17 protein-coding genes are annotated in these 20,704 nt (G+C 71.3%); 12 read left to right on the plus strand and 5 right to left on the minus strand.

Annotation, left to right across the window (positions count from 1 at the left end):
- The first annotated feature begins 103 nt into the window (after window positions 1-103).
- From IL992_RS18075 to IL992_RS18085, 3 genes are read left to right on the plus strand one after another with little or no spacing between them, the layout of a single operon-like run.
- The gene (locus tag IL992_RS18075; protein WP_319018635.1) at window positions 104-2,188 is read left to right on the plus strand and encodes an N-acetylneuraminate synthase family protein; all 2,085 of its coding nucleotides are present in this window, start codon (window positions 104-106) and stop codon (window positions 2,186-2,188) included.
- Window positions 2,185-3,135, plus strand: coding sequence for a glycosyltransferase family 2 protein (locus IL992_RS18080; protein ID WP_193204531.1), 951 nt, complete (start codon window positions 2,185-2,187; stop codon window positions 3,133-3,135). Before IL992_RS18075 ends, IL992_RS18080 begins: the two co-directional genes overlap by 4 nt.
- On the plus strand, window positions 3,128-4,390 hold the full coding sequence (locus tag IL992_RS18085; RefSeq protein WP_319018636.1) for a polysialyltransferase family glycosyltransferase: 1,263 nt from the start codon (window positions 3,128-3,130) through the stop codon (window positions 4,388-4,390). The genes IL992_RS18080 and IL992_RS18085 overlap by 8 nt, the downstream gene beginning before the upstream one ends.
- A 34-nt stretch (window positions 4,391-4,424) precedes the next feature.
- Here IL992_RS18085 and IL992_RS18090 read toward each other — a convergent pair whose 3' ends face one another.
- Both IL992_RS18090 and IL992_RS18095 read right to left on the minus strand, forming a co-directional pair.
- A complete protein-coding gene (locus IL992_RS18090; RefSeq protein ID WP_193204532.1) occupies window positions 4,425-5,651 on the minus strand; it encodes a DUF6716 putative glycosyltransferase in 1,227 nt (408 codons plus the stop codon).
- On the minus strand, window positions 5,648-6,679 hold the full coding sequence (locus tag IL992_RS18095) for a hypothetical protein (protein WP_193204533.1): 1,032 nt from the start codon (window positions 6,677-6,679) through the stop codon (window positions 5,648-5,650). Before IL992_RS18095 ends, IL992_RS18090 begins: the two co-directional genes overlap by 4 nt.
- Before the next feature lie 99 nt (window positions 6,680-6,778).
- On the opposite strand from IL992_RS18095, the gene IL992_RS18100 reads away from it, so the two are divergent.
- Entirely contained in the window at window positions 6,779-7,597 is an 819-nt protein-coding gene (locus tag IL992_RS18100; RefSeq protein ID WP_193204534.1) for an aldo/keto reductase, read from the plus strand.
- 70 nt (window positions 7,598-7,667) lie between these two features.
- Here IL992_RS18100 and IL992_RS18105 read toward each other — a convergent pair whose 3' ends face one another.
- The 3 genes from IL992_RS18105 to IL992_RS18115 are packed head-to-tail and all read right to left on the minus strand — an operon-like array spanning window position 7,668 to window position 10,802.
- Window positions 7,668-9,185: an aldehyde dehydrogenase (NADP(+)) gene (locus IL992_RS18105; RefSeq protein WP_193204535.1), complete on the minus strand. Its 1,518-nt coding sequence runs from the start codon at window positions 9,183-9,185 to the stop codon at window positions 7,668-7,670.
- A 5-nt stretch (window positions 9,186-9,190) separates the two neighbouring features.
- Window positions 9,191-9,898: a GntR family transcriptional regulator gene (locus IL992_RS18110; protein WP_226873295.1), complete on the minus strand. Its 708-nt coding sequence runs from the start codon at window positions 9,896-9,898 to the stop codon at window positions 9,191-9,193.
- A 16-nt stretch (window positions 9,899-9,914) separates the two neighbouring features.
- Window positions 9,915-10,802, minus strand: a complete 888-nt coding sequence (locus IL992_RS18115; protein WP_193204536.1) for a dihydrodipicolinate synthase family protein — start codon at window positions 10,800-10,802, stop codon at window positions 9,915-9,917.
- A gap of 87 nt (window positions 10,803-10,889) precedes the next feature.
- On the opposite strand from IL992_RS18115, the gene IL992_RS18120 reads away from it, so the two are divergent.
- From IL992_RS18120 to IL992_RS18155, 8 genes are all read left to right on the plus strand, one after another.
- Window positions 10,890-12,230: an MFS transporter gene (locus IL992_RS18120; protein ID WP_193204537.1), complete on the plus strand. Its 1,341-nt coding sequence runs from the start codon at window positions 10,890-10,892 to the stop codon at window positions 12,228-12,230.
- Window positions 12,227-13,243, plus strand: a complete 1,017-nt coding sequence (locus IL992_RS18125; protein ID WP_193204538.1) for a dihydroxyacetone kinase subunit DhaK — start codon at window positions 12,227-12,229, stop codon at window positions 13,241-13,243. The genes IL992_RS18120 and IL992_RS18125 overlap by 4 nt, the downstream gene beginning before the upstream one ends.
- A gap of 11 nt (window positions 13,244-13,254) precedes the next feature.
- A complete protein-coding gene (locus IL992_RS18130; protein WP_226873296.1) occupies window positions 13,255-13,911 on the plus strand; it encodes a DAK2 domain-containing protein in 657 nt (218 codons plus the stop codon).
- A 203-nt stretch (window positions 13,912-14,114) separates the two neighbouring features.
- Entirely contained in the window at window positions 14,115-15,623 is a 1,509-nt protein-coding gene (locus IL992_RS18135) for a sulfatase family protein (RefSeq protein ID WP_319018637.1), read from the plus strand.
- Window positions 15,624-15,964: 341 nt separating this feature from the next.
- Window positions 15,965-17,314: an ABC transporter substrate-binding protein gene (locus IL992_RS18140; protein WP_193204540.1), complete on the plus strand. Its 1,350-nt coding sequence runs from the start codon at window positions 15,965-15,967 to the stop codon at window positions 17,312-17,314.
- 84 nt (window positions 17,315-17,398) lie between these two features.
- Window positions 17,399-18,373: a carbohydrate ABC transporter permease gene (locus tag IL992_RS18145; RefSeq protein WP_193204541.1), complete on the plus strand. Its 975-nt coding sequence runs from the start codon at window positions 17,399-17,401 to the stop codon at window positions 18,371-18,373.
- Between the two features lie 83 nt (window positions 18,374-18,456).
- Window positions 18,457-19,263, plus strand: a complete 807-nt coding sequence (locus IL992_RS18150; protein ID WP_193204542.1) for a carbohydrate ABC transporter permease — start codon at window positions 18,457-18,459, stop codon at window positions 19,261-19,263.
- A 41-nt stretch (window positions 19,264-19,304) separates the two neighbouring features.
- Window positions 19,305-20,696 carry a GH1 family beta-glucosidase gene (locus IL992_RS18155; protein ID WP_193204738.1) on the plus strand — a complete coding sequence of 464 codons (1,392 nt, stop codon included), beginning with the start codon at window positions 19,305-19,307 and terminating at the stop codon, window positions 20,694-20,696.
- Window positions 20,697-20,704: the final 8 nt, after the last annotated feature.

The following is a 20,704-nucleotide window of genomic DNA, read 5'->3' on the forward strand; positions in this document are numbered from 1 at the left end:
TGGTCGTTCAGCCCAGTAACCCCCAACTGGAGAACCTGCTGGCTAGTTTTCGGGACACCCCGGCCCCCTGGGGTTCCCGATGTCGCAGGTAGAGGAGTCACTCGTGCGAGTGCTGGCCGTCGTCCCCGCCCGTGGAGGGTCGGTGGGCGTCCCGCTGAAGAACCTCGAGAAGGTGGGCGGCGTCCCGCTCGTCGCCCGGGCGGTGGACGCCTGTCTGCGCGCCGAACTGGTGGACGAGGTGGTCGTCAGCACCGACCACGACCGCATCGCCGAAGTGGCGGAGGGCGCGGGCGCCCGGGTCGTGCGCCGCCCCGCCGAGCTCAGCGGCTCGACCGCCTCCAGCGAGTCCGCCGTGCTGCACGCCCTGTCCGAGATCCCCTCCGAGATCTCCGCCGAGCAGCCGGAGATCGTCGTGCTCGTCCAGTGCACCAGCGCGTTCCTCGATCCCCGCGACCTCGACGCCGCCGTCGCGAAGGTCCTGGACGGCGAGGCCGACTCGGTCTTCTCCGGCACCGAGACCTACGAGTTCGTCTGGACCGGCGCCGGCCACGGGGTGAACCACGACCCGGCCGTGCGCCCGCGCCGCCAGGACCGCGAGCCCCACTTCCGCGAGACCGGCGCGTTCTACGTCATGCGTACGGAGGGCCTGCGCGAGCGCGGCCACCGCTTCTTCGGCAGGGTCGCGGTCCAGCCGGTGCCCGGCCGGCACGCGGTCGAGATCGACACCCCGGAGGACCTGGAGATCGCCCGGGCGCTCGCGCCGTTCGTGGACGAGCCGCTGCCGATCGACGTGGACGCGGTCGTCACCGACTTCGACGGCGTGCACACCGACGACCGCGCGTTCGTCGACTCCGACGGCAGGGAGATGGTCGCGGTCAGCCGCTCCGACGGGATGGGGATCGCGCTGCTGCGCCGGGCCGGTGTCAAGGTGCTCGTGCTGTCCACCGAGCGCAACCCGGTCGTCGCCGCCCGCGCCGCCAAGCTCGGCGTGCCGGTGGTGCAGGGCCTCGGCGCCAAGGACGTCGCGCTGCGCGAGTGGCTGGCCGCCGAGGGCCTGGCTCCCGAGCGGGTGGCGTACGTGGGCAACGACGTCAACGACCTGTCCTGCATGGCGATCGTCGGCTGGCCGGTCGCGGTGCCCGACGCCCACCCCCGGGTGCGCGCCGCCGCCCGCGTCGTGCTGTCGGCCCCCGGGGGCGCCGGAGCCCTGCGCGAGCTGTCCGACCGGGTGCTCGCGGCCCGCCCGGCCACCGCGCTGGAGACCGTTCCGGCTCCCGTCACCGTGCCCGTCACCGCGCTCGGCCACCTCGGGCAGGTGCGGCCGGTGCGGATCGGCAGGTCGCTGGTCGGCCCGGGGCGGCCCGTGTACGTGATCGGCGAGATCGGCATCAACCACAACGGCGACGTCGACATCGCCCGCAAGCTGATCGACGTGGCCGCCGACGCCGGGTGCCAGGCCGTCAAGTTCCAGAAGCGTACGCCGGAGATCTGCGTGCCGCTCGAGCAGCGCGACCAGATCCGGCAGACGCCGTGGGGCGAGATGACCTACATGGAGTACAAGATCCGGACCGAGTTCGGCGCGGACGAGTACGCCCACATCGCCAAGTACTGCGAGGAGCGCGGCGTGGACTGGTTCGCCTCGCCCTGGGACGTGCCGTCCGTGGAGTTCCTCGAGGACATGGACGTCGTCGCGCACAAGGTGGCCTCGGCCTCGGTGACCGACCACGAGCTGCTGCGCGCGCTGGCCGCCACCCGCAAGCCGGTCATCCTGTCCACCGGCATGTCCACGATCGAGGAGATCGACGCGGCGGTGGAGATCCTCGGCACCGAGCGCCTGGTGATGATGCACGCCACCTCGACCTACCCGCTCCCGCCGGAGGAGGCCAACCTCCGCATGATCACCACGCTCCAGCAGCGGTACGGCGTGCCCGTCGGCTACTCGGGGCACGAGCGCGGGCTGCAGATCTCGCTCGCCGCCGTGACGCTGGGCGCGGTGACCGTCGAGCGGCACATCACCCTCGACCGCGCGATGTGGGGCTCCGACCACGCCGCCTCGCTGGAGCCCACCGGCCTGGAGCACCTGGTCCGCGACATCCGCATCATCGAGACCGCACTCGGCGACGGCGTGAAGCGCGTCTACCCGGGCGAGGAGGCCCCCCGGGCCCGCCTGCGCCGGGTCACCGCATGATCACTCTCTCCGTGATCGTGCCGGTCCGGGACGGCGAGGCGTACCTCGGGGACGCGCTCACGTCGCTGGTGCGCAACCGGACGCGCGAGTTCGAGACCGAGGTCGTCGTCGTGGACGACGGCTCGGCGGACGCGACGCCGGAGGTCGTCGAGGACTTCCGGCGCGACCTGCCGGGGCTCACGGTCGTGCGCTACCCGGTCCCGCTGGGGCTGGCCGGCGCCCGCAACGCCGGGTTGAAGCTGGCCGCGGGCCGCTACGTCACCTTCCTCGACGCCGACGACTGGCTCGCGCCCGGCTACCTGCCCCGCCTCGTCGCCGCCATCGACGGGCTCGGGTGCGACTTCGTGCGCGTGGACCACGTCCAGGTCGAGGGCCGCAGACGGGAGACGCACCGGGCGCCGCAGCCGCGCCGCGGCGTCGTGCTGGACCCGCGCGACGGCATCCTGCCGGCCGACTTCAAGACGATGGTCGACTACCCCTACGCCTGGGCCGGGATCTACCGGCGCGAGCTGGACGACCTGCTGACCTTCCCCACCGGGCTGCACACCGCCGAGGACCGCCCGTGGATCTGGCGGCTGCACCGCCTGGCCCGGTCGTACGCCGTGGTCTCCCTCGCCGGGCTGTTCTACCGGCGGGGGCTGGCGGCCTCGCTCACCCAGATCGGCGACGAGCGGCAACTCCACTTCTTCGACGCCTACGACATCGTGCTGGACGAGGCCGAGCCGCGCTACCTGCCCAAGGCGGCCCGCAACCTGTGCGCGCTGCTCGCCCACCATGTGGAGCTGGCCGGCCGGTTCACCCCGGCCGTACGCGCCCGGTTCGACGAGCGGGCGCGGGCGGCGCTCGCCCGGCTGCCCCACGAGGCGCTGACCGAGGCGATCGGCGGGCTGGAGCCCGAGCGGGCCGCTCTGCTCGACCCCTACCTACCGGGAGGGCCGCGTGCCTGACTCCACGCTGTTCTACGCCTCCACGCTGTTCGGCGCGATGACGCTCGCGGCGGCGATCGACGAGGGGCGGTTCCGCGACGGCGGCCGGGTCCTCCTCGTGTCGAACAACGCCGCGATCCCGGAGGTCACCCCGGCGCTGGACGAGGCGCCGGGGTTCGCCGCGCTGCGCGAAAAATTCGACCGCGTCCTGTCCTGGAACGAGATCATCGCGCCGTTGCACCCGTCGGACTGGAAGCCCCGCTCGATCGAGACGCCCATGCTCGGCCGCCTGCTGCGCGACCTGGCCGGCGAGCCGGGCGAGCTGGTCCTGGAGTCGATCGCGGTGCCGCCGTCGCGTACGCTCGCGGGCCTGATCAAGGACTGCCCGATCACCGTCTACTCCGACGGCCTCATGAGCTACGGGCCGACCCGTGACCCGCTCCCGCAGGAGATCGCCGGGCGGATCACCCGGCTGCTCCACCTCGACCTCGTCCCGGGCCTGGCGCCCCTGCTCCTGGCCGAGCACGGGGTGCCGGCCGAGGCCCTGGCGGACGCGTCGTTCACCGACGTGGTGGGCCGGGTGGCGGAGGCGGCCGAGGCGGCTCCCCGCGCCGAGGCGATCGTCCTCGGCCAGTACCTGTCCGCGCTCGGCCTGGTCACGGCCGCCGAGGAGGCCGCGCTGCACGAGCGCATGCTGCGCGGCCTGGCGGCGCGCGGCCACCGGACCGTGCTGTTCAAGCCGCACCCCGCCGCCGGGCGGCGGCACGCCCGCGAGCTGCGGCCGGTCGCCGCGGAGCTGGGCGTCGACCTCCTCGTGGCCCCCGAGACGACGCCCGCCGAGGCGTGTTTCGCCGCGCACCGCCCCGAACTGGTCGCCGGGTGCTTCTCCACCGCCCTGGTGACCGCGCGGCGGCTGTTCGGCCTGCCGGTCGCGGCCGTCGGCACCGATCTCGTGCTCGAACGGCTCACGCCGTACGAGAACAGCAACCGGATCCCGGCGACGATCGTGGACGCCACGCTGCCCCGACTCGAGGCCGACGGCACGGTCACGGAGCCGCCCGCCGCCGACCTCGCCGCCCTGGTGGGGGCCGTGGGCTACTGCATGCAGAGCGCGGCCCACCCGGGGCTGCGCGAGACCGCGGCGGCCTACGTGCGCGCCCACGGACCGGCGCCCTACTTCAAGAAGCGCAGGCTGGAGTCGATCGGCCTGATCGAACGCCCGGCCCCCGCGCAGGCCCGACCCGAGTCGCGCCTGCGCCGCCTGCTGTCCCGCTGAACCGCGCTCGCGGGGCGTCGACGCGACCGGCGCGTCAGAACGCCTTGAGGTAGCGGCGCATCCGGCGCTTGGCGCGGTAGCCGTACCGCAGGACCTTGGGCGGCACCTCCAGGCGCAGCCGGGCGCGGCGGCGGGCGGCGGCGTGCTCGGGACCGTCGAGGAGCGAGCGCGCGGGCTCCAGCGTCCCCGCGCGGGCCGCGGCGACCAGCGCGGCGACGCGGCCGGTCCAGTCGCTGGCCGAGGAGTCGTGGAAGTAGTTGGCCCGGCACCACTCCTCCACAGGGACCCGGAAGTCCGCCTTGGCCAGGTCGTCGAGCGTGCCCAGGCAGCCGCTGCCCTCGAACACCAGGTTGATCATCTCCGCGCTGACCCCGAAGTCGGACAGCACGAGCAGCGGCACGTTCCCGGCGATCGCCTCGAGCGCGGCCGTCGAGCTGACCGTGACGAACCCGGCGGCGCGGCTCAGGTGCTCGTGCATCGGGCCGGCGGCGAAGCGCACGGCGCCCGCGGGCACCCGGCCCTCGGACTCCATCTCGGTCCACAGCCGCTCGTAGTGGTGTCGTTCGTTGTGCGTCTGCCGCTCGTCGTCGCGGGCCCGCAGCTTGACCACCACGTCCAGGTCGGGCCGGGCCCGCCCGAGCTCGGCCAGGGCGAGCAGGATCCGCTCCCGCTCCTCCCTGCGGCGCGGCACCTTGGCCTGGGTGGCGAACACGACGCGGTCGCGTACGCCCCCGGCGTCGTACGCGCCCGGTTCGGGGGGCAGGAGGTCCAGGTAGGGCAGGCGGGCCAGCGCCACCGCCCCGCCCCCGCCGAGCCGCGCGCCGATCTCGGAGAACTCCGCGACCTCCCGGCCGCTGTGCACCACGAACAGGTCGCAGCCGCTGCGGAACAGCCAGGCCTTCTCCGTCGCGGGCACCGAGATGCCGGGCAGCCCCGACACCAGCACCGGCCGGGGCCGCAGCCCGGCCAGCGTCTCCGCCGCAAGCGCGTCCACCACCGGCCCGGTGCAGGCCAGCAGCACGGCGTCGGGCCGGAACTTCTCGGCCGCCCGGCGCAGCTGCCGGGCCGGCAGCACCGGGGGAAGAGCGTCGCCGTGCGCGCGGGTGCCGCTCACCGCGGCGGCGATCTGCGCCGCCGAGGGAGTGATGGGAGTGCGGACGACGGCCAGATCCGTGACCCAGTCCTCCGGAGTCGCGTCGAGCAGGCCCGCGGCCCACTTGAGATACGAGTCGGAGTCGGCCACGGCGAGCAGACGGGTCAAGGAGCGACCTTTCCGGGATCGTGCGTGTGGGGCTGATGGGGTTCATGCGCGAAGAGCTGGAGGTGGGAGCGCAGCGACGGGGCGGCCGAGGCCGTCCACCAGTCCTCCGGCACGTCCACGGTCTCCACCGGCACCCCGCGGGCCGACAGCAGGACGCGCAGCGAGGTCACCGCGGTGGACGGCAGGCTCAGCACCCGCTGGTCCGGCCGCAGGTCGCGCAGCGTCATCTCGGCGGGCGCTCCCGCGTCGTAGACGGTCAGCCCGGCGATCCTGCGCACCCGGTCGAGGTCCCCGGGGTCCTCACGCCGGTGGGGGAAGTACGCGACGGGCTCGTCGATCCGCTCCAGCCAGCGCAGGTAGCGGTCGCGGTGGATGAGCCCGTTGCGTACGAGCGAGGTGCCGAGCACGACCGTGCGCTCCGGCGGCGGCCGGTCGGCGGGCTGGGCGCGCAGCCAGGCGAAGTCGTGCCGGACGAGTCGCGCGCCCGTGCCCTCCACCGCCTCGGCGAGGCCGGCGGGCACCGGAAGCGCGGTGAACACCGTGGGCCTGCGGGTGCGCAGGCGGAACCCGGCGGCCGCGGCGAGCACCTTGCGGCGCAGGCCCGGGGTTCCGCGGGCGCGCAGCAGCGGGCGCCGCGCGACCAGCAGCTCGAGCAGGCGGATCGTGGCCAGCCCGTCGTCCACCAGCACCGTACGGCCGGGAAGGGCCGTGACGAGGGCGAGCTGGACGCGCCCGGAGAAGGCGTCGCCCACCGCCCACACGCGGCCCGGCCGGGGCACCCGCTCGGCCGGCTCGGCGAACTTGAGCCCCTCGGGCAGCCCGAGCCGCTCGAGCTCGCGGCGGGTCAGCCGCAGCGCGGGCAACCCGGCCCTCGGCACCACCGTGGTGCCGGACCCGAGGAGCCCCGCGTGGTGCGCCTCGACGACGCACAGCAGCTGCAGAGGGGACTCCACCCACGCGACGGCCTGCCCCTGCTCGGCGGCGTGGCGCCGTCCCTCGTTCTCCACGCCCCGTAAAGAAACGTTCACGACGCGCTCACCTTAGCCGCCCGACACGACGACGGCGGGAACACGCGGTGAACAGACCCCGAAGGGATCTTCTCGGGGCATTACGGCAGCATGAGAGGCATGAACGTCATCACTTTGAACAACAACGTCCGGATGCCCCAGCTCGGCTTCGGTGTGTGGCAGGTGGCCGACGACGAAGCCGAGAAGGCCGTGGCGACGGCCCTGGAGTACGGCTACCGCAGCATCGACACCGCGAGGCTTTACCACAACGAGGAGGGCGTCGGCCGCGCCCTGCGCGCCTCGGGCATCCCCCGCGACGAGCTGTTCGTCACCACCAAGCTCTGGAACGACCAGCACGGCTACGACGAGGCGCTGCGCGCCTTCGACGCCAGCATGCGGCGGCTCGGCCTGGAGACCCTCGACCTGTACCTGATCCACTGGCCGGCCCCCAGGCAGGACAGGTACGTCGAGACGTGGAAGGCCTTGGAGAAGCTGTACGCCGACGGGCGCGTGCGGGCGATCGGCGTGTCCAACTTCACCGTGAGCACGTTGGAGCGCCTGCTCGCCGAGGCCGGTGTGATCCCCGCGCTGAACCAGATCGAGCTGCACCCGCAACTCGCCCAGCGGGAGCTGCGCGGCTTCCACGCGGAGCGCGGCATCGCCACCGAGGCGTGGAGCCCCCTCGGTCAGGGCAAGGGCCTGCTCGACCTGCCCGTCCTGGCCGAGATCGGCGCGAAGTACGGCAAGACGGCCGCGCAGGTGGTGCTGCGCTGGCACATCCAGCTCGGCAACGTGGTGATCCCGAAGTCGGTGACGCCGTCGCGCATCAAGGAGAACATCGAGGTCTTCGACTTCGCGCTGAGCCCGGAGGACATGGCCACGATCAACGGTCTCGACGAGGGCCGCCGTCTCGGCCCCGACCCCGCCACCTTCGGCTGACGGCCGGCGCCGCGCCTCGACCGCGTTCCGCGGTCGAGGCGGCGGGGCCCGCCGGGCGGCGGGAGGCGCCTCAGCGCGGCGTCTTCAGGTGCCCGTCGACCAGGCGCGGGCCGGAAGCGCCGTCCCGGAGTTCCGCGGGCAGGGCGGCGTCCGGGAGGTTCTGGAATGCGACGGGCCGCAGGAAGCGCGCGACGGCCCCGGTTCCCACCGAGGTCGTGGCCGGAGCGGTCGAGGCCGGGTAGGGTCCGCCGTGCTGCTGGGCGTCGCTGACGGTGACACCGGTCGGCCAGTCGTTCCACAGCACGCGGCCCGCGTGCTCGGCGAGCAGGGGCACCAGTGCCAGCGCCAGCTCGTCGTCGTCCGGCCCGGCCTGCACGGTGGCCGTCAGTTGCCCGCGCAGCGCCCCGACGACCTCGTACACCTCGTCCTCCCGCACGTACTCCACGAGCAGAGTCGACGGCCCGAAGCACTCCAGTTCAAGGATCCGTGGGTCGGCCAGCACGGTGGCCGCGGTCGTGCGCAGGACCACAGGGGCGGGGACCCCCTCTTCGAGAGGTTCGCCGACCAGGGCCACCTCGACACCAGGGGTGGCCGACAGCTCGTCGAGCGATTTACGGAACCCGTCGGTGAGCCCCGGAGTCAGCATCGGCCCGCTGTGCACCGGCGGCAGCGCCGCGACCAGCGCCGAGGCGTCGGGTACGAGCACGATGCCCGGCTTGGTGCAGAACTGTCCCGATCCGAGCGTGAATGAGGCTGCGAGCCCTCGCGCCACCTCCTCCGCCCGGCTCCGCCAGGCCGAGGGCGTGATCACTACGGGATTGGTGCTCCCGAGTTCGCCGTAGAACGGGATCGGCTCGTCGCGGGCGCATGCCAGGTCGAAGAGATGGCGGCCACCGCGAAGTGAGCCGGTGAAGGCCACGGCGCGAACTCTCGGGTCCTGCACGGCGGCGACCCCCGCCGCCACGCCCTCGATCAGGGCGAAGACCCCCTCGGGCGCTCCGGTCTCCCCCAGCGCGGCGGCCACCACCTCGGCCGTGCGCCGCGACAGTCGCGGGTGCCCAGGGTGCGCCTTGACCACCACGGGGCAGCCCGCGGCCAAGGCACTGACGCTGTCGCCTCCGGCGACGCTGAAGGCGAAGGGGAAATTGCTGGCCGCGAACACCAGCACCGGCCCGAGCGGAACCGTCGTGCGGCGGATGTCCGGACGTGGACCCATGGGCCAGCCGGGATCGGCGTGGTCGATCCGCACGTCGGCCAGCAACCCCTGGCGCAGCCGGTCGCCCATCAGGCGGGCCTGGAAGCTGGTGCGCTTCAGCTCACCCCGCAGCCGGGGTTCGGGCAGATGCGTTTCGGCCTCCGCCAGCGGCACCAGTTCCTCCGCATGGGCGTCGAGTGCCGCCGCGACCGCGTGGAGCATGCGAGACCGCTCCTCGGGGGTCGTCCGGGCGAAGGGGCGGGCGCTCGCGGCGCTCGCGGCGAGAACGGAGGTCAGGACCTGGGGGCTGGTGTCGTGGGACCCGGCTTCGTGGGACCCGGCTTCGTGGGACCCGCTTCTGTGAGACAGGGCAACTCCATTCCGATAGTGCATGCGGCTCAGGTCTCGATGACGTGCGACTCCATGTCCGCGGCGGTCCACGCCGCGACCTCGTCGAGATGGACGGCCGCCGCCTGCTGGGCGGCGGCGACGTCGCGAGACGCCATGGCGTCGAGGATCTGAAGGTGGCGGGCCGTGGAGCCGGCCGTGCGGTGGGTGCCGGTCGCGCCGAGGACACGCAGCCACTGCACGAACGGATCGACGGAGGCGCGGATGGCGATGAGACGCTGGTTGCCGGTAGCGGCGACGATCTCCCTGTGCAGCCGGGTGTCGCTGGCGAAGAACGGCTCGTACGAGCCCTTCTCGGCCTGTTCCTGGGCCTCGACGACCTCCGCCCGCAGATCCGCGATCTGCGCGTCGGACATCTTCACGGCGGCGATGCCCGTGGCGAGCCACTCGATGCCTTTGCGCACCTGGCACACCTCGTGCACGTCGTTGACGTCCGGCCGGGCCACGAAGGTGCCTGACCGGGGTCGCGTCTCGATCAGGTTGTCGTGCTCCAGCCGGACGAGCGCGTCGCGCACCGGTGTGCGCGAGACGTCGAACTCGGCGGCTATCGCTCCGGGGTCGAGCCTCTGACCGGGGCGATAGTGGCCGCTGGTGATGCGGTCGCACAGGAAACGGTAAAGCTGGTCGGCGATGGACTCCACCTTGAGGCTTGGCCTCGACGGGCTCGACATGGGCACGGCCAACACGGCCTCCTCCATCGGTGCAGCGTGATGTCTAATCGATCAGGTTAGCCGCGGCGAGAGCGGCCCGGATGCGCTCCCGCTCCTGCTGGGTGGCCGGCGAGAAGGGCCTGCGCGGGCGGCCGCCGTTCCGGCCCTGCAGCTCGAGTGCCGCCTTGATCGTCGCCGGGAGGTTGGGCCCGTCGATCGCCCGCCACACGGTCAGGATTCTCTCGTGCAGCTCGAGCGCCAGGGCGTGGTCGCCGGCCTGGACGGCGTCCCACAGCTCCACGCTCAGCCGCGGCGTCACCGTCGGGATCGCCGCGAGCGCCCCGTGTGCGCCGAGGACGAAGGCCGCGTAGTGGAGGTCGTCCAGGGCCGCCAGGATGGTGAACCGGTCACGGACCCGGTGGAGCAGGTCGGCCAGCAGGTGCATGTCCCCGCCGCTCTGCTTCACGGCGACGAGGTGCGGCACGACGGCGAGCTTCTCGATCGTGTCCACCGGCACGAGCGCCCACGGCACGACGTTGTACAGCACGATCGGGAGGTCCACGGCCTCGCCGATCTCGCGGTAGTAGGCGACCGTCTCCTCGGCCGAGGGCTTGAACACGTAATGCACCGGCGTGATCTGCAGCGCGTCGACTCCGGCTTCCTTGAGAGCCAGCGAGTACCGGATCGCCTGCGCGGTGGAGTTCTGGATCACCCCGCCGATCACCGGGACGCGGCCCGCCACCTCGCCCACGACGGTCTCGCAGATGAGCCGGCTCTCCTCCACCGAGAGGGTCTGCCCCTCGCCCGTGCTGCCGCACGCGCAGATCGCGGTCACGCCGGCGTCGAGCAGGTACTTGACCTCCGCTCGGAGCAGGTCCAGGTCCACCTGATCACGCTCGTCGAACGGCGTCACGACGGTCGAGATCATGCCGTGCAGGTCGAGCTTGGCCATCGGCCCTCCTAGGGGATCTGTACATCTAATATCTGATGCATTACGTTACCAGAACCTCACCTTGACCTGAGCCAAGGAGAAACACTCATGACAACCCCGGCCACGGCGGGCGGCGCCCCTCTCGGCAGAACACCCCTTCAACGAGTCGTCACCGCGAGCGCGCTGGGCACGACCGTCGAGTACTACGACTTCACCCTCTACTCCACGACCGCGGCGCTGGTCTTCAACAAGGTCTTCTTCCCGGAGAGCACCCCGCTGGTCGGCACGCTCGCGTCGTTCGCCACCTTCTTCGTCGGCTACATCGCGCGACCACTGGGCGGGCTGATCTTCGGGCATTTCGGCGACCGGCTCGGACGCAAGAACGTCCTCATCACCACCATGCTGATGATGGGCCTCGGCACGTTCGCGATCGGCCTGATCCCCTCCTACGCGAGCATCGGGGTGGCCGCGCCGATCCTGCTGGTGCTGATCCGACTGATCCAGGGCCTGGGCATGGGCGGCGAATACGGCGGCGGCGTGCTGATGGCGCTGGAGTACAGCCCGCGGGGACGGCAGGGCTTCTACACGTCGCTGGTCCACATCGGCACCCCTGCCGGAGTTCTCCTGCCCGTCGGACTGGTCACCCTCCTCACCACCGTACTGCCGGAGGGCGCCTACGACGGGTGGGCATGGCGCGTGCCCTTCCTGCTCAGCGTGCTCCTCATCGCCGTCGGCGTGTACATCCGCCTGCGGGTGAGCGAGAGTCCCGAGTTCCTCGCGATGCGCGACGACCGTGAGACGCAGCGTCTGCCGATCACGGAGCTCCTGACCGGCTACGGCGGGAAGGTCGTGCTGTCGATCCTTGCCAAGATCGCCGAGAGCGGGCTCTACAACGTCTACTACGTGGTCGCGGTCGCGTACGCGACCACCCACCTGGACCTGCCGCGCACGCCCATCCTGATGGCCGTGCTCATCGCCTGCGTCGTCGAATGCCTCACGCTCCCGATCTTCGGTGCCCTCTCCGACCGCATCGGGCGCCGCAAGGTCTACGTCGGCGGAGCGCTGTTCCAGGTGGTGCTCGCCGCCCCGTTCTTCCTGCTCGTCTCCACGGGCGACTTCTTCCTCACGACGCTCGCGATGACGCTCGGGCTGGGCATCGGGCACGGGGCCATGTACGGCTCGCAGGCCGCGCTGTTCGCCAACCTCTACCCGGTGCGGGTGCGCTACACCGGCCTGTCCGCCACCCAGCAGTTCGGCGCGACGCTCGGCGGAGGCCTCGCTCCGCTCATCGGCACCTCGCTGCTCGTGGCCGCCGGGGGTCATTGGAGCTACGTCGCCCTCTACGGCGTCGCCATCGCCGTCATCTCCGGCGTCAGCGCTTCGCGGCTTCGCTCCGGCGAGGCCGCCCACCCCACGTCCGCCGACGCTCAGGAGATGGCACACCGATGACCGCCGCCTTCGTTTCTGACGAACGAGACCTGGTCCAGGCCGCCTGCGCCGGGTTCGCCGAGGCCCACGGTCACCTGATCGAGATGCGGGACGACCCGCTTCACCTCGTCGCCCGGCAACGGCATCCCGGCCGGCGCGTCGGTCTGGTGTCCGGCGGAGGCTCCGGCCACGAACCACTCCACGCGGGGTTCCTGGGGCGGGGCATGCTGGACGCGGTCGCACCCGGCCAGGTCTTCGCCTCACCGCACAACCGGCAGGTCTACGAGGCGAGCCGGGCGGTCGCCGGCCCTGAGGGCGTCCTGCACATCGTGAAGAACTACACCGGAGACCGGATCAACTTCGGCATCGCCGCCGAGAGACTGCGCCAGGACGGCGTCGCCGTACGCCGCGTACTGGTCGACGACGACCTCGCGACCGACAGGGACGACACCGCGACCGGGCGCCGGGGCACAGCGGCCACCGTGGTGGTGGAGAAGATCCTGGGCGCCGCCGCCGACGCCGGGCTCTGCCTGGGCGAACTGGCCGAGCTCGGCACCCGCGTCGGCGCCGCGTCCCGCAGCCTGGCGGTCGCCTCCCGCTCGTACACCACCCTGCGGGCGGGGGAACCCGCCTTCGAGCTCGATCCCGGACAACTGGAGTACGGCGTCGGGATCCATGGGGAACGAGCCGCCACAAGCATCGCCCGGCCAGCGCTTTCCCGGCTCCTCGAACGCATGGTGACCGACCTGCTGACCGCCATGCCGACCGGCGGCTCCGAGGTCCTGCTGGTCGTGAACGGGCTCGGGTCGGCGACCGCCCTGGAGCTGTATTCGATCTTCGGCCATGTGTCGCGGATCCTGGCCGACAACGGCGTACGCCTTGCTGCTTCACTGGTGGGGACGTACGTCGCCGCGCTCGACATGAGGGGGTTCTCGCTCACCTTGACGCGGCTCGCGCCCGGCTGGCTGGACCTGTGGCGGGCGCCCTCGGTCACCCCTGCCTTTCCGAACCACGACGAGGTGCTCTCCCGATGACCGCCACAGGCATGGAACCAGTGATCCGTGAATACCACCGCGTCGTTGAGGACGCTCACGCGGACCTCACTCTCATGGACCGGCGGGCCGGAGACGGCGACTTCGGCGACAACCTGCGTGACGGCCTGCGGCGGGTCGTCGACCGGCTGGACGCCCCGTCTCAAGAGACGCAGGAGTCCCATGCGGCGGTCGAGGACCCGGCGCTCGCCGTGGCGGCGTCCGTGTTCCTCGACGAGGTCGGCGGCACCAGCGGTCCGCTGTTCGGCCTCATGTTCGCGGAGCTCGCGCGGGCCGGGCGGCGCCTGCCTGATCCCGTGGCCGCCTGGCGGGAGGGGCTCGTCGCGGGCCTGGCCGCGATCCAGCGTGTCGGCGAGGCGGAACCCGGCGATCGGACCCTCGTCGACGCCCTCGTCCCCGCCATCGAAGGGTTCGCCGCGGAGGGCACGTTCAGCGGCGCCGCACGCGCGGCCGCCGACGGCGCGCGGGCCACCTCCTCGCTTCGCGCCCGCCGGGGAAGGGCCAGCTACGTCGGCGACCGCAGCGTCGGCGTTCCGGACCCGGGGGCCGTCGCCGTCGCGCTGCTGCTGATATCGGCGGCCCGTGTACTGGAACCCGGCGCGGGCGTGACCGCCGCGGAGGTCACGCGAATCACCGCTGCCGAGGGCTGAAGGAGACCCCCTCGTCGAGCGGCCGGACGTGCTGATCCGGGCGACGGCCGGGGACGGCTTCCGGTTCGTGCTGTGCCGTGGCCGCCGGGTCCGCGTCCGTGGCGGCAGGATTCACCATAGCCTCCCGCATAACGGACGCGGCGCGGTCACGCGGTCACGCTGCGCACGTTTCCCCTGGCGAACGCATGGCAATGATTGCTGCCGTGCCCCAACCACGACGATCGAGAAAGCTGTGGGCCGGGCTCGCCGCGGCGCTCCTGCTGTGCCTCGGGCTCACCGGCGCCTCCCGCGCCGAGCCCGCCCCCGCGGCTCATCGGCCCAACATCGTGCTGATCCTCACCGACGACCTTGACGCGGCGGATCTGAGCCGGTTCCCCAACATCACCAACCTCCTGGTCCGCCAGGGCACCACGCTGTCCCGCTTCTTCGTCACCAATCCCTGGTGCTGCCCCTCCCGCTCGTCCATCCTCCGCTCGCAGTACATGCACAGCCACCAGGTGGAGAGCAACCGGTCGCCGACCGGCGGGTTCCCGAAGTTCCGGCCGCTGGAGGCCTCCACGCTCGGGACGTGGATGCACGATGCGGGCTACCGCACCGCACTCATGGGCAAATATCTCAACAACTACCCGGAGGGCGCGCCGCGCACGTACGTGCCGCCCGGCTGGGACGAGTGGCACGTCCCCGTCACCCGCCTCTACCAGGAGTACGGCTACACGCTCAACGAGAACGGCGTGATCCGGCGGTACGGCGACGCCCCCGAGGACTACCTGGAGGACGTGCTGAGCGCCAAGGCCGCCAGGTTCGCGACCGATTCCGCCGGAGGAGACGCTCCGTTCTTCCTCTACCTCGCCCCGGTCGCGCCGCACCTGCCCGCACACTACGCGCCGCGCCACGCGGCCGCCTTCGCCGGCGAGCGGGCGCCGCGGACCGCGTCGTTCGACCAGGCCGACCTGTCCGCCGAGCCCCGCTGGCTCAGCGAGCGCACGCCGCTGTCGGCCGCGGACACGCGCCGGATCGACCGCGTCCACCGCGACCGGCTGCGCGCCATGCTCGGGGTGGACGACATGGTGGGCGCCCTGGTGGACGCGCTGAGCCGGGCGGGCCGGCTCGACGACACCTACATCTTCTTCACCTCCGACAACGGCTTCCACCTCGGCCAGCATCGGCTGCGGCCGGGCAAGACGACGCCCTTCGAGGAGGACATCCGGGTGCCGATGGTGGTGCGCGGGCCGGGCGTGCCGGCCGGGGGCGTGATCGACGCGCTCACGTCGACGGTCGACCTCGCGCCCACGTTCGCCGAGCTGGGCGGGGCCACGGTGCCGCCCACGGCCGAGGGCCGCTCGCTCGTCCCGCTCCTGCGCGGGCGCGACGTCCCCTGGCGCGACGCCGTCCTCGCGGAGTTCTACCACCCCTCCTACTCGCCGAGCTCGCCGCCCACGTACGCGATGGTGCGGACCGGGCGATACGCGTACGTGGAGTACGAGACCGGGGAGCGGCAGCTCTACGACCTGCGGGACGACCCGGCGGAACTGCACAACATCGCGGCGACGGCCGATCCGGGCCTGAGGGCCGCGCTCTCGGCCCGGCTGGCGCTGCTGCGGGCCTGCTCCGGACCGGTCTGCCGACTGGCGGACGCCGCCGGCACAGTGATCTCAGGCACGGGGGTCTCGCTTGAGGGCGGAGTGTCCCTGGGCACGGCCCCCGGCGGCTGACGGGTGAGGTGACGGAGCGGATAAGGGTGCGCGCCCCGGCAGGTTGGGGGCGTGCCCTATTCATTTCTGCCCATATGGATATGGGAGCGCTCCCAAGCGTGCTATGTCCTAGTATGTCCCGTTGACCGGCTCTAACCACCCAGGGAGTAACAGTTAGGTTTCGGCATATTGACGCCCGCGTTGCTCATAGAGGACCCTTCGTGGGAGCGCTCCCAAAAAGTGCGAAGCACACGGTGCGGGAGTACCGAGCACAACCTTCGATCGCGGGCCGAGAGATCGGGGACCGGCCTGGGATGCACCTCCCACGAACGATTCGGGATACCACCTGAGAGGGGTCCGGAATGATTGCAAACTCGCGCCGCGGCAGGCTGCTCGCGGTCGCCGCGGTGGCGGCGCTGGCTCTCGGCGCCACCGCCTGCCAGTCCGACGACAAGGGCTCGGACACCGCGTCCGGCGGGTCGTCCGCGGCGGCGGCCGGCCCCGTCACCATCACGCTCCAGACGTTCGGCGGCGGCAAGAACTTCGGCTACAAGGAGGCCGTCGACAAGTGGAACGCCGAGCACAAGGACATCCAGATCAAGTATGACAACCTGACCGACCAGTTCGAGCAGGTCTACTGGCCGCAGATGATCCAGTGGCTGCAGTCCGGCGCCGGCGCCGGCGACGTCGTCGGCATCGACGAGGGCGGCATGGGCCTCGCCAAGGCGCACCCCGAGTGGTGGGCCGACCTCGGCGAGTTCGGCCTGCAGAACCGCAAGAGCGACTTCGCCGCCTGGAAGTGGGAGAACGGCATCACCGCCGACGGCAAGCTGTTCGGCCTCGGCACCGACGTCGGCGGCATGAGCCTGTGCTACCGCCGTGACCTGTTCGAGAAGGCCGGTCTGCCCGCCGACCGCGAGGAGGTCAGCAAGCTCTGGCCGACCTGGGACGACTTCATCAAGGTCGCCCACAAGTTCCAGGACAAGATCAAGGACACGAAGTTCGTCGACGGCACCAACACGCTCTACAACGTGGTCCTGGTGCAGGAGGGTGCCAAGAACGGCAACGTCACCTACTTCGACAAGGACAACAACCTGATCGTCGACAAGAACCCGGCGGTCAAGACGGCGTACGACTTCGCCCAGAAGATCAGCCAGGAGGGCCTCACGGCCAAGCTGCGCAACTTCACGCCCGAGTGGAACACCGGCATGAAGAAGTCGCAGTTCGCCACCCTCGGCTGCCCGTCGTGGATGCTCGGCGCGGTGAGCGGCGACGGCGGCGCCGGACCGGACTTCAAGGGCAAGTGGGACGTCGCGGCGGTGCCCGGCGGCGGCGGCAACTGGGGCGGCTCCTGGCTCGCCGTGCCGAAGCAGTCGAAGCACCCCAAGGAGGCGGCGCAGGTCCTCGACTACCTGACCGGCAAGGACGCCGAGGTCAGCGTCTTCAACTACGCCGGCAACATGCCGAGCAACGTCCAGGCGCAGCAGGACCCGGCCGTCCAGGGCGCGAAGAACGAGTACTTCAACGACGCCCCCGTCGGTGAGATCTTCGCCAAGTCGGCCTCCTCGCTCCAGCCGATCTTCCTCGGCGTCAAGCACGCCCAGGTCAAGAACGCCATCGAGTCGGTCGTCTCCGCCATCGACGACGGCTCCGTGCCGTACGCGAACGGCTGGAAGAAGCTCGTCGACGACGCCGTGAAGGCCGCGGGCTGATCACGCCCGCCAGGTGAGCACCGGCCCGCCGCAGCGGCACCCCGCCGGCGGGCCGGTCGCCTGCTTTCACCCGAAAGGTAACTTATGAGCCTGCACGTCGACGCCGGGCAACCCACCCGGGCACCGATGCCGCCCAGCCGGAGGCACGTCCGGCCGAGACCGGGCCGGTCCTTCCTCACCTGGCTGGACCTCAAGGCCGCGCCGTACCTCCTGGTCTCTCCTTACTACCTGCTCTTCCTGGTCTTCGGGCTCTTCCCGCTCGGCTTCACCCTCTACTACTCGTTCTTCGACTACGACCTCACCGGCACGGTCGAGTGGACGGGCCTCGGCAACTTCACCGCACTGCTCGACGACTCCGCTTTCTGGAGGGCGGTCGTCAACACGCTCGCGATGTTCGTCATCGCGACCGTCCCGCAGATCCTGCTGGCCCTGCTGCTGGCCAACGCGCTCAACAAGCGGATGAAGGCACAGCTGTTCGTCCGGCTGGGCGTCCTGCTCCCCCTCGTCACCTCGGTCGTCGCGGTGGCGGTCGTCTTCACCCAGCTGTACGGCCGTGACTGGGGCGTGGTCAACTGGGTTCTCGGCTGGTTCGGGGCCGACCCCATCGACTGGAAGGCCGAGCGCCTCCCCTCCTGGCTCGCCATCGCGACCATGATCGACTGGCGCTGGACCGGCTACAACGCGATCATCTTCCTGGCCGGCATGCAGACGATCCCCAAGGACCTCTACGAGGCGGCCTCGATCGACGGCGCGTCCCGGCGGCGCCAGTTCTGGCAGATCACGGTCCCGATGCTCCGGCCCACGATGATCTTCGTGGTGCTGAACTCCACCATCGGCGGCCTCACGCTGTTCTCCGAGCCGACGACGTTCTACAACGGCAACGTCCACGGCGGCACCAACAGCCAGTTCCAGACCGTCTCGATGTTCATCTTCGAGCAGGGCATCCGCGAGTTCGACTACGGCTACGCCTCCGCGGCCGCCTGGCTGCTGTTCCTGCTCATCCTCATCGGATCGGCCATCAACTTCCTGCTCATCCGCCGGATCGGGGGCAACAAGTGACCACGCTCTCCGCGCCAGCCACCACGCGGCGGCGCCGCGCCAAGGCGCCGGGAGGTGCCGCCGGCCTCTGGACCGCCACGCCGATGACGAGGCTCGTCCTCGCGGTCACGATCATCATCTCGGCGTTCCCGCTGTACTACATGATCGTGATCGCTTCGCGCACCAACACCGAGGCGACCGACATGCCGCCGCCGTTCCTGCCGGGCGGCAAGCTCGGGGAGAACGTCCAGCGCGTGCTGTCCAACCCCGACGCGCACTACCTGACCGGTCTGACCAACTCGCTGATCATCGCCGCCACGGTGACGGTCTCGGTGGTGGTGATCTCGACGTTCGCCGGCTTCGCGTTCGCCCGGCTGAACTTCAAGGGCGGCAAGATCCTGCTGCTGCTGGTGCTGCTGACCATGATGGTCCCGCTGCAGCAGATGGGCATCGTCCCCCTCTACCGGCTCATGGTCAGCCTCGAGTGGGTCGGCTCGATCAAGGCGGTGATCCTGCCCTTCCTGCTCAACGGTTTCGGCGTCTTCCTCATGACGCAGTACACCCAGCAGGCCGTGCCCAACGAGCTGGTCGAGGCCGCCCGCGTCGACGGCGCCTCCACCCTGAGGGTCTGGTGGAACGTCATCCTGCCCGCCGTACGGCCGGGCATGGCGGTGCTGGGCATCAACACGTTCATGCTGATCTGGAACGACTTCATGTGGCCGTTGATCGTGCTGACGCCGGACAACCCCACGGTCCAGGTCGCCATCAACTCGCTCAACGCGAAGTACGGGACGGACTACGTGCTGATCTTCAGCGGCACGCTCATGTCGATTCTCCCGCTCATCGTCGTTTTCATCGCGTTCGGCCGACAGATCATCGGCGGACTCATGGAAGGTGCGGTCAAGGCGTGACAACGCAAGGCACACGACCCGAAGCGGAGACGGCCGGCCTGATGTTCCCCACCGGGTTCGTCTGGGGCGCCGCCACCTCCGCCTACCAGATCGAGGGCGCGCTCACCGCGGACGGGCGGGGCCGCTCCATCTGGGACACCTTCTGCAGCCAGGACGGGCGGATCGTGGGCGGTGACACCGCCGAGACCGCGATCGACCACTACAACCGGTATCGCGAGGACGTCAAGCTCATGGCGGACCTCGGCCTCACCGCCTACCGGTTCTCCGTCTCCTGGCCGCGGATCCAGCCCGACGGCTCCGGCGCGTACAGCGCCAAGGGCCTCGACTTCTACAAGAGGCTCGTCGACGAGCTGCTCAGCTACGGCATCGACCCGTGGCTGACGCTGTACCACTGGGACCTCCCGCAGGCGCTCGAAGACGCCGGCGGGTGGCCGTCGCGCGACACGTCGAAGCGCTTCGCCGACTTCGCCGCGACCGTGCACGCCGAGCTCGGCGACCGGGTCAGGAACTGGAGCACGGTCAACGAGCCCTGGTGCGCCGCGTTCCTCGGCTACGCCTCCGGCGAGCACGCCCCCGGCCGGCGCGAGCCGGCCGCCGCGCTGCGCGCCGCGCACCACCTCAACCTCGCGCACGGCCTGGCCGTCCAGGCGATGCGCGCGCAGAACCCCGACTCGCTGATCGGCGGGTGCGTCAACGTCTACCCGGTCACGCCCGCCACCGGCAGCGAGGCCGACCAGGACGCCGCCCGCCGCATCGACGGCCTGCAGAACCGCTTCTTCCTGGACGCGCTGCTCAAGGGCTCCTACCCCGAGGACGTGCTGGCCGACCTGAGCCACCTGTCCGACATGGAGTTCATCCAGGACGGCGACCTGGCCACGATCGCCGCCCCGCTCGACATGCTGCTGATCAACTACTACAGCCGCTTCACCGTCTCCGGCGCGCCCGGCGGCGCCGCGTCCGCGGCCGCCGCGCCGACGGACTCCGGGTCGCCGTGGATCGGCAGCGAGCACGTGGGCTTCGTCAACGGCGGCCGCCCGGTCACCTCCATGGGCTGGGAGGTCGACGACAGCGGCCTGTACGAGATGCTGCGGCGGATCGCCGACGAGTACCCGCGGATCCCCCTCTACATCTCGGAGAACGGCGCGGCCTACGACGACGTGATCGGCGAGGACGGCGCCGTGCACGACCCCGACCGGGTGGCCTACATCGAGGCCCACCTGCGGATCTGCCACGCGGCCATCGAGTCGGGCATCCCGCTCCAGGGCTACTTCGCCTGGTCCCTGATGGACAACTTCGAGTGGGCCTGGGGCTACGGCAAGCGCTTCGGTCTCGTCTACGTGGACTACGAGACCCAGGCGAGGACCATGAAATCGAGCGCTTTGTGGTATGCCGACACCATCAGACACGGCGGCCTGCTGGGTCGGGCACAATAAGCGCAGAC

The organism is Microbispora sitophila (assembly GCF_014892245.1).
GTDB lineage: Bacteria > Actinomycetota > Actinomycetes > Streptosporangiales > Streptosporangiaceae > Microbispora > Microbispora siamensis.